This window comes from Microbacterium sp. YJN-G, from assembly GCF_015040615.1.
Classification (GTDB): domain Bacteria; phylum Actinomycetota; class Actinomycetes; order Actinomycetales; family Microbacteriaceae; genus Microbacterium.
Window position 1 is genome coordinate 1,048,796 of sequence record NZ_CP060402.1, and the last position, 13,274, is coordinate 1,062,069.

Annotated in this window: 14 protein-coding genes; 8 read left to right on the top strand and 6 right to left on the bottom strand. The window is 70.6% G+C overall.

Annotation, left to right across the window (positions count from 1 at the left end; translation table 11 throughout):
- Positions 1–9: 9 nt before the first annotated feature.
- The 4 genes from H7694_RS04900 to H7694_RS04915 all read left to right on the top strand — a co-directional run bounded on the left by H7694_RS04900 (position 10) and on the right by H7694_RS04915 (position 3,311).
- The gene (locus H7694_RS04900; protein WP_227468296.1) at positions 10–420 is read left to right on the top strand and encodes a histidinol dehydrogenase; all 411 of its coding nucleotides are present in this window, start codon (positions 10–12) and stop codon (positions 418–420) included.
- Between the two features lie 9 nt (positions 421–429).
- A complete protein-coding gene (fdxA, locus tag H7694_RS04905; RefSeq protein ID WP_193598426.1) occupies positions 430–750 on the top strand; it encodes a ferredoxin in 321 nt (106 codons plus the stop codon).
- On the top strand, positions 751–1,863 hold the full coding sequence (gene dapC, locus H7694_RS04910) for a succinyldiaminopimelate transaminase (RefSeq protein ID WP_193598427.1): 1,113 nt from the start codon (positions 751–753) through the stop codon (positions 1,861–1,863).
- A 158-nt stretch (positions 1,864–2,021) separates the two neighbouring features.
- Positions 2,022–3,311 (top strand): citrate synthase, encoded by a 1,290-nt coding sequence (locus H7694_RS04915; protein WP_193598428.1) that lies wholly within the window; start codon positions 2,022–2,024, stop codon positions 3,309–3,311.
- Between the two features lie 318 nt (positions 3,312–3,629).
- Here the strand turns inward: H7694_RS04915 and H7694_RS04920 are convergent, their stop codons facing one another.
- Together H7694_RS04920 and dapD are read right to left on the bottom strand one after the other, a co-directional pair.
- On the bottom strand, positions 3,630–5,216 hold the full coding sequence (locus tag H7694_RS04920; RefSeq protein ID WP_193598429.1) for a DEAD/DEAH box helicase: 1,587 nt from the start codon (positions 5,214–5,216) through the stop codon (positions 3,630–3,632).
- Between the two features lie 209 nt (positions 5,217–5,425).
- A complete protein-coding gene (gene dapD / locus H7694_RS04925) occupies positions 5,426–6,370 on the bottom strand; it encodes a 2,3,4,5-tetrahydropyridine-2,6-dicarboxylate N-succinyltransferase (RefSeq protein WP_193598430.1) in 945 nt (314 codons plus the stop codon).
- A gap of 86 nt (positions 6,371–6,456) precedes the next feature.
- On the opposite strand from dapD, the gene dapE reads away from it, so the two are divergent.
- The 3 genes from dapE to H7694_RS04940 all read left to right on the top strand — a co-directional run bounded on the left by dapE (position 6,457) and on the right by H7694_RS04940 (position 9,013).
- A complete protein-coding gene (dapE, locus tag H7694_RS04930) occupies positions 6,457–7,530 on the top strand; it encodes a succinyl-diaminopimelate desuccinylase (RefSeq protein ID WP_193598431.1) in 1,074 nt (357 codons plus the stop codon).
- On the top strand, positions 7,512–8,726 hold the full coding sequence (locus H7694_RS04935; RefSeq protein ID WP_227468297.1) for a hypothetical protein: 1,215 nt from the start codon (positions 7,512–7,514) through the stop codon (positions 8,724–8,726). Before dapE ends, H7694_RS04935 begins: the two co-directional genes overlap by 19 nt.
- A gap of 113 nt (positions 8,727–8,839) precedes the next feature.
- Positions 8,840–9,013 (top strand): DUF3117 domain-containing protein, encoded by a 174-nt coding sequence (locus tag H7694_RS04940; RefSeq protein ID WP_120229198.1) that lies wholly within the window; start codon positions 8,840–8,842, stop codon positions 9,011–9,013.
- An 88-nt stretch (positions 9,014–9,101) separates the two neighbouring features.
- Here H7694_RS04940 and H7694_RS04945 read toward each other — a convergent pair whose 3' ends face one another.
- Positions 9,102–9,734: an O-methyltransferase gene (locus tag H7694_RS04945; protein ID WP_193598432.1), complete on the bottom strand. Its 633-nt coding sequence runs from the start codon at positions 9,732–9,734 to the stop codon at positions 9,102–9,104.
- A gap of 83 nt (positions 9,735–9,817) precedes the next feature.
- Between H7694_RS04945 and H7694_RS04950 the strand changes: the two genes are divergently transcribed.
- The gene (locus tag H7694_RS04950) at positions 9,818–10,207 is read left to right on the top strand and encodes a twin-arginine translocase TatA/TatE family subunit (RefSeq protein ID WP_193598433.1); all 390 of its coding nucleotides are present in this window, start codon (positions 9,818–9,820) and stop codon (positions 10,205–10,207) included.
- A gap of 57 nt (positions 10,208–10,264) precedes the next feature.
- Here H7694_RS04950 and H7694_RS04955 read toward each other — a convergent pair whose 3' ends face one another.
- From H7694_RS04955 to H7694_RS04965, 3 genes are read right to left on the bottom strand one after another with little or no spacing between them, the layout of a single operon-like run.
- Positions 10,265–11,404, bottom strand: coding sequence for an Mrp/NBP35 family ATP-binding protein (locus H7694_RS04955; RefSeq protein WP_193598434.1), 1,140 nt, complete (start codon positions 11,402–11,404; stop codon positions 10,265–10,267).
- On the bottom strand, positions 11,401–11,913 hold the full coding sequence (locus tag H7694_RS04960; protein ID WP_193599079.1) for a DUF1003 domain-containing protein: 513 nt from the start codon (positions 11,911–11,913) through the stop codon (positions 11,401–11,403). The genes H7694_RS04955 and H7694_RS04960 overlap by 4 nt, the downstream gene beginning before the upstream one ends.
- Positions 11,913–13,187 (bottom strand): magnesium transporter MgtE N-terminal domain-containing protein, encoded by a 1,275-nt coding sequence (locus tag H7694_RS04965; RefSeq protein ID WP_193598435.1) that lies wholly within the window; start codon positions 13,185–13,187, stop codon positions 11,913–11,915. The genes H7694_RS04960 and H7694_RS04965 overlap by 1 nt, the downstream gene beginning before the upstream one ends.
- Positions 13,188–13,274: the final 87 nt, after the last annotated feature.

Below are 13,274 nucleotides of genomic sequence, written 5' to 3' on the forward strand. Positions count from 1 at the left end.
GCTGAGCCGGTGCGAAACGTGATCACCCGCGTGCTGTCCTGGCTGGCGGCCTTTCTGGTCGGCGCCGTCTACGGCGTCGCCGCGACGATCGCGCACAGCTTCGCTCTGGGGCCGGTGCCCGTCGGCCTCATCGTGGGTGCGATCGCCTGTGCCGCACTGCTCACCGCGCTGCGCGCCCTCACCGGCGACCGGTGGGCGGCACTCGCCGCCGGCGCGGGCATGATGGCGCTCATCCTGCTGATCTCCCAGCGCGGTCCCGGTGGATCGGTCGTCGTACCCGACACGCCGCTCGGCAACGTATGGATGTACGTGGCTGCGGCCATCGTCGTGCTCGTCGTGGCCTGGCCGGACTTCTCACGGCTGCGCGCACTGGCGCCGCCGTCGCACGATGGGCGGACCCGGGACTCCACCGCGTCGTAGACTGGAGGGGTGACGTATGTGATCGCCCTTCCCTGCGTCGACGTCAAGGACCGCGCCTGCGTCGACGAATGTCCCGTGGACTGCATCTACGAGGGTGAGCGGATGCTGTACATTCACCCCGACGAATGCGTGGACTGCGGCGCCTGCGAGCCCGTGTGCCCGGTCGAGGCGATCTACTACGAAGACGACCTGCCCGAGGAATGGGCCGACTATTACAAGGCCAACGTCGAGTTCTTCGACGAGCTCGGCTCGCCGGGTGGTGCGGCCAAGACCGGCGTGCTGCCCTTCGACCATCCGCTCGTGGCCGCGCTTCCCCCGCAGGGGGAGTGAGTGGGAGTCCGCGACCTCGCGAACTACCCGTGGGATGAGGTCGAGCCGTACCGCGCGCGTGCCACAGCGCATCCGGACGGCCTGGTCGACCTGTCGATCGGCTCGCCCGTCGATCCCACGCCCGAGGTGATCCGCGCGGCGCTCGCCGAGGCCACCGACGCGCACGCCTACCCGCAGACCGTGGGAACCCCCGCGCTGCGGGAGGCGATCGTCGACTGGTACGCGCGACGCCGCGGCGTTCCCGACCTCACCACCGCGAACGTGCTGCCGACCATCGGGTCGAAGGAGCTCGTCGCGCTGCTGCCCCTGCTGCTCGGCCTCGGCCCCGGCGACATCGTCGTGCATCCTCGGGTGGCGTATCCCACCTACGCCGTCGGTGCGACGGTCGCGGGTGCGACGCCGGTCGCCGCCGACGACCCGGCCGAGTGGCCGGAGGGTGCCAAGCTCATCTGGATCAACAGCCCCGGCAACCCCGACGGGCGCACCTGGAACGTCGACGAGCTGGCCGCGGCCGTGCGCAGGGCGCGCGAGCTCGGTGCCGTGCTCGCCGGCGACGAGTGCTACGCCGAACTCGGCTGGGAGGGATCCTGGGCCACCGAGCCGATCCCGTCGGTGCTCGACCCGCGCGTGACCGGCGGCACCCGGTCGGGGCTGCTCAGCGTCTACTCGCTCAGCAAGCAGTCGAACCTGGCCGGCTACCGGGCTGCTCTGGTGGCTGGCTGCTCGCGCATCATCGGCGACCTGCTCACCGCCCGCAAGCACCTGGGGCTCATGCCGCCGCTGCCCGTGCAGCACGCCATGGCCGTCGCTCTGCGCGACGACGAGCATGTCGCCGTGCAGAAGGAGCTGTACCGGCAGCGGCGCGCCCTGCTGGCACCGGCGCTGAAGGCGGCCGGCTTCCGCATCGACGGCTCCGAAGCCGGGCTGTACCTGTGGGCGACCGAGGGGCGCGATGCCTGGGAATCGATGGGACGGCTCGCCGACCTCGGCATCCTGGCCGGTCCCGGCCACTTCTACGGCGACCACTCGGCCGATCACGTGCGCCTCTCGCTCACCGCTCCGCTGGAGCGCGTGGCGCAGGCGGCGGAGCGGCTGACGGCATCCGGCGCCTGAGATTTGTCGGGATCGTGAGCCGAACCCGCCATCTCTTGGCGGATGTCACAGTAGGCCGGATGCGCCGCTAGGCTGTAAAGGCGATACGGCCGGTCAGCGGCAGGCGCCCTCGGCGCCGCACATCGTCCACCACGACACAGACGCAGCAGGAGGTTGGCGTGAGCGCAGCTCAGCCCGACAAGGCGACTCTCTCGATCGGTGACACGACCGCGGAGTTCCCTCTGCTGCCATCGACCAGCGGAGTGGGGAGCATCGACTTCTCCACGCTGACCCGGCAGACCGGTTACACCGGGCTGGACTACGGATTCGTGAACACCGCGTCGACGAAGTCGGCGATCACATTCATCGATGGTGACAAGGGCATCCTGCGCTACCGCGGCTACCCGATCGAGCAGATCGCGAAGAACTGCACGTACCTCGAGGTCGCCTGGCTGCTCATCTACGGTGAGCTGCCCACGGCTGACGAGCTGGCCGACTTCGATGAGCGAATCCGCCGCCACACGCTGCTGCACGAGGATCTCAAGCACTTCTTCTCGGCCCTGCCGCACACCGCGCACCCGATGTCGGTGCTCTCCTCGGCAGTCGCGGCGCTCTCGACCTACTACGAGGGCCAGACCGACCCGAACAACCCCGAGCACGTCGAGCTGAACATGGTGCGCATGCTCGCGAAGCTGCCGGTCATCGCCGCCTACGCGCACAAGAAGAGCGTCGGCCAGGCCTTCCTTTACCCCGACAACTCGCTGAGCTTCGTCGACAACTTCCTCAAGCTGAACTTCGGCGTGCTGTCGGAGCAGTACGAGGTCAACCCGGTCATGTCGAAGGCGCTCGAGCTGCTGCTGATCCTGCACGAGGACCACGAGCAGAACGCCTCCACCTCCACGGTGCGCCTGGTCGGTTCGACCGGTGCGAACCAGTTCGCCTCGGTCTCGGCCGGCATCCAGGCCCTCTCGGGTCCGCTGCACGGCGGCGCGAACGAGGCCGTGCTCACCATGCTCGGTCAGATCCGCGAGTCGGGTCAGAGCGTGCAGCGCTTCGTCGAGCGGGTGAAGAATAAGGAGGAGGGGGTCAAGCTGATGGGCTTCGGCCACCGGGTCTACAAGAACTACGACCCGCGCGCCAAGCTCGTCAAGGAGGCGGCCGACGAGGTGCTCGCCTCGCTGGGCGTCAGCGACCCGCTGCTCGACCTGGCCAAGGAGCTCGAGGAGATCGCCCTCGCGGACGACTACTTCAAGGAGCGTCGCCTGTACCCGAACGTCGACTTCTACACCGGCGTGATCTACAAGGCGATGGGCTTCCCGACCCGCATGTTCACCGTGCTGTTCGCGATCGGGCGTCTGCCCGGCTGGCTGGCGCAGTGGCGCGAGCTGAATCTCGACCCGCAGACCAAGATCGGCCGCCCGCAGCAGCTGTACGTCGGCTCGCCCGAGCGCGCGTACCCCGGGCGCTGAAGCGCGGATTCCAGACGCGAGAAAGCCGGCGATCACCCTCGGGTGGTCGCCGGCTTTCGTCGTCTCAGGATGCCGGCTCGGGATGCTGGCTCGGGATGCCGGTGCCGCCGCGTGGGCTTCGCGCGGAGATGTGCGCTTCGCGCGGAGATGTGCGCTTCGCGCGGACGTTCTGCGCAGATCCGTCCGCGGCAGGTGCAGAAATCCGCGGCAGGTGCTCGGTGCCGGCGGCGGGTTCGTCTGTGTTCGGGGGCCCATATGGCTGCCTCGTTCAGGCTGAGGCGGCCATATATGAGCCCGCGAACTCGAGGGCGGAGTCGGTCAGCGGCCCTGCGGGCGGCTGGCGCGGCGCGAGCCGGCCGGACGGCCCTGGCCCGCGGCACGTGCGCTGTTGTGCGCGGCGCCGGCGTGGCCCTGTCCGGCAGTGTGGCCCTGGCCCGCAGCGTGAGTCTGGCCGCCGGCGCGACGCGGCTGTGCGTGGCTCTGACCACCGGCGTTGTGCTGGCCGGTCTGCTCGCGGACCTGACCGGACTGACCGGCACCCGATCCAGCGCCACGTCCGCCGCTGCGACGGCGACGGCCGCCCGAACCGGAGTCAGCACCTGAGCCCTGGCCCGATGAGCCCTGTCCACCTCGCGACTGACCGCGACCGGACCGGCCCTGCGGCTGAGCCGAGCCGATGCTCTTGGCCCGCGGTGCGCCCTGCGGCTGCTTCACCACCGGCACGGACTTCACCTTCGCGGCACGATCGCCGACCAGCTCGTCGACGATGGCGGAAGTGGCATCCTCGAGTCCGACGGTGATCTGCGCCTTGCGCAGCAGGTCCTTCACGTCGCGGCGCTGCTCCGGCAGCATCAGGGTGACCACGGTGCCGGCGGCGCCGGCGCGTGCGGTGCGGCCCGAGCGGTGCAGGTACGCCTTGTGCTCGACGGGCGGGTCGACGTGGACGACCAGTTCCACGTCATCGACGTGCACTCCTCGTGCGGCCACGTCGGTCGCGACGAGCACGCGCACACCGCCGTCGGCGGGGTCGGTGCCGAACGCGGCGAGGTTGCGCTCGCGCGCGTTCTGGCCGAGGTTGCCGTGCAGGTCGACCGAGGGGATGCCGGCCGAGGTCAGCTGCTTGGCAAGCTTCTTCGCGTGGTGCTTGGTGCGGGTGAACAGGATGCGGCGGCCCATACCCGAGGCGAGGTCCTGCACCAGCTGCTTCTTGGCGTCCGCGTCGGCGGCGACGAGCACGCGGTGCGTCATCTCGCCCACCGGCACGCTGGCCTCGTCGACCTCGTGGCTGACCGGGTCGTGCAGGAAGCGCTTGGCGAGCGTGTCGATGCCGCGATCCAGCGTGGCGCTGAACAGCAGGCGCTGCCCGCGCTGCGGGGTGGCGGCGAGGATCCGGGTGACGCCGGGAAGGAAGCCGAGGTCCGCCATGTGGTCGGCCTCGTCGAGAACGGCGATCTCGACCGAATCCAGCGAGACGACGCCCTGCTTCATGAGGTCCTCGAGACGGCCGGGGCAGGCCACGACGATGTCCACGCCGTTGCGCAGCGCCTGCTCCTGCGGACGCTGGCTGACGCCGCCGAAGACGGTGGTGACCCGCATGCCGGCCGCCTCGGCGAGCGGCTTGATGGTCGCGGCGATCTGCGTCGCCAGTTCACGGGTGGGCGCGAGCACGAGGCCGCGGGGCCGCTGCGACTGGCGCTTTGATGACGAGGCCGACAGTCGCGCCACCAGGGGCAGCGAGAAGGCGATTGTCTTGCCGCTGCCGGTGCGGCCGCGGCCGAGCAGGTCGCGACCGGCGAGGGAGTCGGGCAGCGTGTCGCGCTGGATGGCGAACGGCTCGGTCTTGCCGTCGGCGGCGAGCACGTTCGCGAGGGCGGCGGGCACGCCGAGGTCGAGGAAGGAAGGCATGGTGTGTCTCCGGAAGAAGGCGCAGGGGTACTGCGGGAGGGGGCGACGGCGCGGGTTCGCGCATCGTTCCGCCGCTCGAGATGCCCGCTGCCGGATACCGGCGCGGAGGTGTTTCGACGACGCAGACGTCTCGCTTCGCGAGGAGCGTCGCATTCAGCCTAACAGTCCCGCCCCGCCCCGCCTGTACATACGCGGAGAAGGAGCGGGAGTCAGGCGTGCAGTGCCTCGTTGAGGGTGACGCCGACACCGGTGCGGCGCACGGCCTCGACAGCGCCGCTGAGCGAGTTGCGGCGGAACAGGATGCCGTCCGCGCCGGACAGCTCGGATGCCTTGACCGTCTGCCTGCCGCCATCGGGAGCGGGAGCGGCGTCGGCCAGCACCACTTTCGTTCCTCCGGTGACGTAGAGTCCCGCCTCGACGACGCAGTCGTCACCGAGTGAGATGCCGACACCGGCGTTCGCGCCGAGAAGGCTGCGCGCGCCGATCGAGATGCGATGCGAGCCGCCGCCCGAGAGGGTGCCCATGATCGAGGCGCCGCCGCCGATGTCGCTGCCGTCGCCGACGATCACGCCCTGCGAGATACGGCCCTCGACCATCGACGCCCCGAGCGTGCCGGCGTTGAAGTTCACGAAGCCCTCGTGCATGACAGTCGTGCCGGGGGAGAGGTGGGCGCCGAGGCGCACGCGCGACGGGTCGGCGATGCGCACTCCCTGGGGCTGGACGTAGTCGGTCAGGCGCGGGAACTTGTCCAGCCCCTGCACCTGGATGCCGTGCCGCTGCAGCCACGGCCGAAGGCGCGCGGCATCCGTGGGAAGCATCGGGCCGGCATTCGTCCACGCCACCGTGGGCAGGTGGCCGAAGATGCCGTCCAGGCTCAGCCCGTTCGGGCGTACCAGCAGATGCGAGAGCGCGTGCAGACGCAGGTAGGCATCCACGGTCGAGCCGACAGGCGCATCCAGGTCGATCGTGAGCTCGACGGGCTCGACGACGACCGCGCGGCGGTCATCCGGGCCGGTGGCCGCACCCCATGCGGGCGCTTCGGCAGCGGCATCCGGCTCGTCGAGCCCGACCTCCGCGAACCAGGCGTCCAGGACGGTCCCGTCGGATGCGATCGTGCTCAGGCCCCTGCCCCATACCGTGCGCGTGTTGCTCATCCTGCAACGCTAGCGCGAGCGGCCGTCCCGCCGCTGGACGTGTGACGGGCGACGACGTGCGCGCACCAGCACCTAGGCTGGAGGGCATGGTGCTCGATCTGACCGCATCCGCCACCGACATCACCCGCGTCATCTGCGACATACCGAGCGTCTCGGGAACCGAGGTCCGCCTCGCCGACGAGATCGAGCAGGCGATGCGGCTGCAGCCGCACCTCGAGGTGATCCGCCACGGCAACACCGTCGTCGCGCGCACGAACCTCGGGCGTGCGCAACGGGTCGTGATCGCCGGGCACATCGACACCGTGCCGATCAACGGCAACGTGCCCACCCGCGACGTTGAGCTGAACGGCGAACCGCACCTGTGGGGCCGCGGGACCGTCGACATGAAGGCGGGCGTCGCCGTGCAGCTCAAGCTCGCCGCTGAGCTCACCGACCCCATCGTCGACATCACCTGGATGTGGTACGACAACGAAGAGGTCGCCGAGTCGCTGAACGGACTCAAGCTGCTCGCAGAGGCGCGCCCCGACCTGTTCGCCGCCGACTTCGCCATCCTGGGCGAGCCGTCCGACGGACGGGTGGAGGGCGGATGCAACGGCACCATGCGCGCCGTCGTCCGCACGCGCGGCGTCCGCGCCCACTCAGCGCGCTCGTGGGTGGGTGAGAACGCCATCCACGCGGCCGCGCCCATCCTCAGCCGCCTCGCCGAGTACCGTGCGCGTGAGATCGACGTCGAGGGGCTCGGCTACCGCGAAGGCCTGAACGCGGTGGCGATCCGCGGCGGCATCGCGGGCAACGTCATCCCCGACCTGTGCGAGGTCGAGGTCAACTACCGCTTCGCGCCGAGCCGGACCGTCGCCGACGCCGAAGCGCACGTGCGAGCCGCGTTCGACGGGTTCGAGGTCGAGATCACGGATGCCGCAGCCGGCGCCCGCCCAGGACTCGACGCCCCGATCGCGCAGCGCTTCGTCGCCGCCGTCGGCGGCGAGGCGCACGCCAAGTACGGCTGGACCGATGTCGCCCGCTTCTCGGCCATGGGGGTTCCCGCAGTCAACTACGGTCCTGGCGACCCTCACCTCGCGCACCACGACGAGGAGCGCGTGCCCCTGGCTCAGATCGAGGCGGTCGAACACGGGCTGCGCGCGTGGCTCACGGCATCCTGACGTCCGGCATCCGTCACTGGGTGCGCCTGCCGATCGTCGGGCGCATCGCCGTCGTCTACCTGCTCGCCCGATTGGTGACCACCGGGTTCCTGCTGCTGGCATCCCAGGTGTCGACCGTGCAGTCGCGGTTCGGCTTCGATCCCGACCTGCGCAGCTTCGTGCTCGGCTGGGACGCGCAGTGGTACTGGTGGGTCGCCGAGAACGGCTACCCGTCGGTGCTGCCGCTGACCGCTGACGGTCAGGTGGGCGAGAACGCCTGGGCGTTCATGCCGGTGTACGCGTATCTTGCGAAGTGGGTCGGGTTCGGCGACTGGGGTGCAGGGGCGCTGTTCATCTCGCTGCTGGCCGGATATCTCGCCTGCCTGATGCTGCATCGTCTGCTGCACGCCCGCATCGGATCGAGGCAGGCGCTGTGGGCAGTCGCGTTCTTCGCGAGCGGACCGCTGGCCGCGCTGTTCCAGGTCGGCTACGCCGAGGCGCTGTTCACCCTACTGCTGCTCATCGCGCTGGATCTCGCCTCCCGCCACCGCTACCCGCTGCTGTACCTCGTGATCCCGGTGATGGGCTTCACGCGCCCCGGCATCCTCGCGTTCGCCCTGTACCTGGGGCTGCACGGCATCCTGCGCTGGATGCGGCGCCATGAGCAACCACTGCCCGCACGGCACATCGTGCACATCGTCGCGCTCGGGGCGCTGGCGACGGTTGTCGGGTTCTCGTGGCAGGTGGTCGCCGCGGTCGTCACCGGAGACCCGGCCGCGTACCTGAAGACCGAGCTGTCTTGGCGACGCAACTGGCTCGCCGACCCCAATCCGGAGTTCATCCCCTTCGAGGGGTTCGTCCGCGGTGCGGAGTTCTGGGCCGGTCAGGCCGGGCTGGCGGCGTGGATCGGCTGGATCGGCCTGGTCGTCGTCGTCGCGGGTGCGGTGCTGCTGCTGCTGCGAGCCCCGCAGGTGCGGCGGCTGGGCGCCGACATCCGGCTGTGGAGCGCGAGCTATCTGCTCTACCTGCTGGCGGTGTTCTTCCCTCAGTCGAGCACGCTGCGCCTGCTGATGCCGCTCACACCGCTGTGGGGCGCGCTGGCCGTGCCGCGGCAGCGCTGGTTCCGCGGGCTCATGCTGGGGCTGTGCCTGCTCGCGCAGTGGCTCTGGATCCTGTCGATGTACGGGCTCGCGCAGACGTTCTGGCAGGTTCCATAGCCCGTTCAGAGGTGGTGCACAGCGCCGCGCGCAGTGTTTGTGTCGCGGTGGCATGCTTCGGGCGCATGGTGACGATAAACTTGATGCATACCACCGAGGGAAAGGGAGCCACGATGGCAGCGATGAAGCCGAGGACCGGCGACGGACCGATGGAGGCTGTGAAGGAAGGGCGGCTCATCATCGTGCGGGTTCCGCTCGAAGGTGGGGGCCGTCTGGTCGTCTCCGTGAACGACGCGGAGGCGAAGGAGCTCCACGACGTGCTCGCCGCCGTCGTGAACGCGGCCTGACCCACGACACGAAGAGGGGCGATGGAATGATCCATCGCCCCTCTTCTCGCGTCCGGGCATCGGTGCCGAAGGCGCTGTGCCCCGGGTCTCAGGCCGAGACGCGGGAGAGCTGCAGCAGGCCCTCGCCGCTCGTGGAGAGCGCGGCGAGGACGGCGGGTGACTCCTGGGTCTCCTGCACGAGCGAACGGTACGCCGAGGTCACGGCATCCCGCTGCACCGGGTCGGCGACCCGGCCGCCGGCGAGTACGCGCGGAACGAGCACGAGACCGCCGGTGCGCACCAGGCGCAGGCCGTGCTCGACGTACTCGATCACGTTCTCGGCATCCGCGTCGATGAGCACGATGTCGTAGGCGCCCTCGTTCATGCGGGGCAGGACGTCAGCGGCGCGGCCGGTGATGAAGCGGGCCTTCGCCGCAGGGATCTTCGCCTCCGCGAAGGCCTGCCGGGCGGCGGCGAGGTGCTCGGGTTCGTTGTCGATGCTGGTCAGCACCGCCTGCGGGGCTCCGCGCAGCAGCCACAGGCCCGAGACGCCGGCGCCCGTGCCGATCTCGACGATGGAGCGCGCGGCCGAGGTCGCGGCCAGCACGGCGCACTGCGCTCCGATCTCCGGGCTGATCGGCGTCGCGCCGAGCTCGACGGCGTGCATGCGCGCGCGGGCGATGGCGGCGGGTTCCACGATGGTCTCGCGGGCGAATCGGGCGTTCGCGTCGTGCTCGCTCATGTGCTGCTCCTGAAACTCGGTCATTCCCAGCGTAAGCGCCGCCGGTGGATCACAACGGTAGGCGCGACGGGTAGCCTGGGGTCATGGAATTGGGGCTGACCTTCGACAAGCTGCTGCTGATCGGCCTTGTCGCTGTGCTCATCATCGGTCCCGAGCGGCTGCCGAAGGCGGCTGAGTCGTTCGCGAGGATCGTCCGTCGTGCAGGGGAGTACCTGCGCGACACCAAGAGCCGGATGCGCGATGAGCTCGGCCCCGAGATCGACGAGGTCGACTGGCGCAAGCTGGATCCGCGTCAGTACGACCCGCGGCGCATCATCCGCGACGCGCTCTTCGAGGAGCCCGGGTTCGACACCCCGCCCGCGCCCCAGCGCCCGGTGGTGACCGATCCAGTCGTCGCCGAGCCGCGTCCGGTCTTCACCCGTACCGCGTTCAGCCGCACCACCCCGCCGCCTTTCGACGTCGAGGCGACCTGATCCCGGTGGGCTTGCGGAACGAGTGACTCGCGCGGCTTCGGCGCGCGGCGCATCCGTTCAGGTGAGCCGCATGGGCAGCGGACGCCCGGCCAGGCCGCGCCTCCGATGCGAGATGTCCCGCGCCAGGGCGATGATCGCCTGCGCCGCCGCGTCGTCCGGCCGGTCGAGCACGACCGGCCGTCCGGCATCCCCGCCCTCCCGCAGTGCGGGGCTGAGCGGAATGGATGCCATCAGCGGCACGTCCTCCGCCGGCTGACCGTGGTCGCCCGGTTCGCTCAGCGCACGGGCCACCTCGGCGCCGCCGCCGGAGCCGAACAGGTCGATCACGGTCCCGTCGGGCAGCGTGAACGGGGCCATGTTCTCGACCACGCCGATCACGTGCTGACCCGTGCGCCTGGCCACCAGCCCGCTGCGGATTGCGACCTCGGCGGCCGCCTGCTGAGGGGTGGTGACCACGAGCACGTCGGCGTGCGGAAGGATCTGCCCGATCGAGATGGCCACGTCGCCGGTGCCAGGCGGCATGTCGATGAGCAGCACGTCGAGGTCGCCGAAGAACACGTCGGTGAGGAACTGCTGCACGGTGCGGTGCAGCATCGGACCCCGCCAGGCGACGACCGACTCACCCTCACGCAGGAACATCCCGATCGACACGGTCTTCACGTCGTGCGCGACGGGCGGCAGCATCAGGTCGTCGATGCGCGTCGGCTGGGTACCGGCTGGGATGCCGAGCAGGCCCGGGATCGAGAAGCCGTGCACATCGGCATCCACGAGTCCGACCCGCAGACCCTGCTGGGCCAGGGCGACCGCGAGGTTCGCGGTCACGGTCGACTTGCCGACGCCGCCCTTGCCGCTGGAGACGAGGATGACGCGGGTGAGCGAGTCGGGGCCGAACGGCATCTGCCGCACCGGCCGGCCGGCGCGCAGCTTCTCGGTGAGCGCCCGGCGCTCGTCGGGTGTCATCACGCCCACGTCGACGTTCACGTCGTCGATTCCGGGCACGGATGCCGCGGCTGCGCGCACGTCGCTCTCGATGCGCTGTGCCGCAGGGCATCCGACGATGGTGAGCGCGATGCCCACCTGTGCGGTCGTGCCGTCGACCTCGATGTCGCGCACCATGTCGAGGTCGCCGATCGGCCGGCGCAGCTCGGGGTCGGTCACGGCCGAGACGGCCGTGCGCACCTGGTCGGCGAGGGTCATGACGCGCCCTCGTCGTCGGCCGGCTGCTTCTCGAGGTCGGCGAGCAGCGCGCGCAGCTCCTGGCGCAGCACGTCGCGGGTGATGGTCTGCGCGGTGCGCTCCTCGAGGGCGAGGCGCAGCGCGACGATCTCACGCGCCAGGTACTCGGTGTCGGCGAGGTTCCGTTCGGCCCGCTGACGATCCTGCTCGATCTGCACGCGGTCGCGGTCATCCTGCCGGTTCTGCGCGAGCAGGATGAGGGGCGCCGCGTACGACGCCTGCAGCGACAGCATCAGGGTGAGGGCGGTGAACCCGAGTGTGGCGTCGTCGAAGCGCAGGTGACGAGGCATCAGCGTGTTCCACGCGATCCACGCCGCGCAGAACAGGGTGAGGATGACCAGGAACGCCGGGGTGCCCATCGCGCGGGCGACCCATTCGGTGAACCGGCCGAAGCGGTCGCGCGAGGGGGCCGAGGGGCGCGTCGCTCCGCTGCGGCCCAGGGGCGTGTCGAGGCGGGGGGAGCGGGCCATCATCGGGTCTCGCCCGTCTTCCCGGCGTGCTCGGCGTCGTCGGCGTCGTGCGTGCGCCAGTCGTCGGGCAGCAGGTGGTCGAGCACGTCGTCGACGCTGATCGCGCCGACGAGGCGGTGCGCGGCGTCGATCACGGGCAGCGACACGAGGTCGTAGCTGGCGAGCATCCGGGCGGCCTCGGCGGCGGATGCGGTGACCGCGACCGGTTCGAGGCTGTCGTCGAGGATCGCGCCGAGCCGTTCGTGCGGCGGGTAGCGCAGCATCCGCTGGAAGTGCACCACGCCCAGCAGGCGTCCCGTGGGGGTCTCGAACGGCGGCAGGGTGACGAACACGGCGGCCGCGAGAGCCGGATGCAGTTCGTGCCGGCGGATGAGGGCGAGGGCCTCGGCGACGGTCGCGTCGGCGGAGAGGATGATCGGCTCGGTCGTCATCAGACCACCCGCGGTGTCGGGGCCGTAGCGCAGCAGCATCCGCACGTCCTCGGCCTCTTCGGGCTCCATGAGTGCGAGCAGCTGCTCGAGCCGCTCGGGCGGCAGCTGCGCGAGCAGGTCGGCCGCGTCGTCGGGTTCCATCTCGTCGAGCACGTCGGCGGCGCGCTCGTCGCCGAGGCGGTCGAGGATGCCGACCTGCTCGTCCTCGGGCATCTCCTCGAGGGCGTCGGCGAGGCGCTCGTCGGGCAGCTCTTCGGCGACCTCGAGCAGCCGCTGCTGGGGAAGGTCGAGCAGGGTGGTGGCCAGGTCCGCGGCGTGCAGCTCGGAGTAGGTGGCGACCAGCTGCTCGGCGGACTGCGCCTCGCCCGCATGCTGTCGCTCGGTGACCTCGTTCCAGGCCGCGAACGTCGTCGGGCCCTTCGCGAACGGCGACGCGCTGGTCTTGGGCTTGCGCAGGAACAGCTGGGTGATGGCCCACTCGCCGTGCCTGTCCTGCTCGATGGCGGCATCCTCGACGACGGCGGTGCCGCTGCCGTCGGCGAAGCTCACCCGGCGGCCGAGGAACTCGGCGAGCACGCGAACCTCTCCCGGGCGCGGCTGGAACCGGCGCACGTTGATCAGCCCGGTGCTGATCACCTGGCCGGCGCGGATGGAGGTGACGCGCCCGATCGAGAGGAACACATGGCGGCGGCCCGGGATCTCGACGACCAGGCCGATCACGCGTGGTGCCGCGGTTTTCCTGTACACGACGACGACGTCCCGGACCTTGCCGAGCCGGTCGCCCACGGGATCGAAGACGGCGCAGCCGGCCAGCCGCGCGACGAAAACCCGGTTTGTGCTCACGTGCCCAGCGTAGTCCGCGTCCCTGCGGCGGCCGGTTCGGATGTCCGACCCGACGGGCACGATGGGACACGCGATGGGACAATGGGG

Coding starts and splice junctions, on each gene's coding strand:
- H7694_RS04945 (WP_193598432.1), bottom strand. CDS start 9,734: ATGAGCGAGCACGACGCGAACGCCCGATTCGCCCGCGAGACCATCGTG.
- dapD (WP_193598430.1), bottom strand. CDS start 6,370: ATGAGCAACACGCGCACGGTATGGGGCAGGGGCCTGAGCACGATCGCA.
- H7694_RS04960 (WP_193599079.1), bottom strand. CDS start 11,913: ATGGCCCGCTCCCCCCGCCTCGACACGCCCCTGGGCCGCAGCGGAGCG.
- H7694_RS04955 (WP_193598434.1), bottom strand. CDS start 11,404: ATGACCCTCGCCGACCAGGTGCGCACGGCCGTCTCGGCCGTGACCGAC.
- H7694_RS04950 (WP_193598433.1), top strand. CDS start 9,818: ATGGAATTGGGGCTGACCTTCGACAAGCTGCTGCTGATCGGCCTTGTC.
- dapE (WP_193598431.1), top strand. CDS start 6,457: ATGGTGCTCGATCTGACCGCATCCGCCACCGACATCACCCGCGTCATC.
- H7694_RS04920 (WP_193598429.1), bottom strand. CDS start 5,216: ATGCCTTCCTTCCTCGACCTCGGCGTGCCCGCCGCCCTCGCGAACGTG.
- H7694_RS04940 (WP_120229198.1), top strand. CDS start 8,840: ATGGCAGCGATGAAGCCGAGGACCGGCGACGGACCGATGGAGGCTGTG.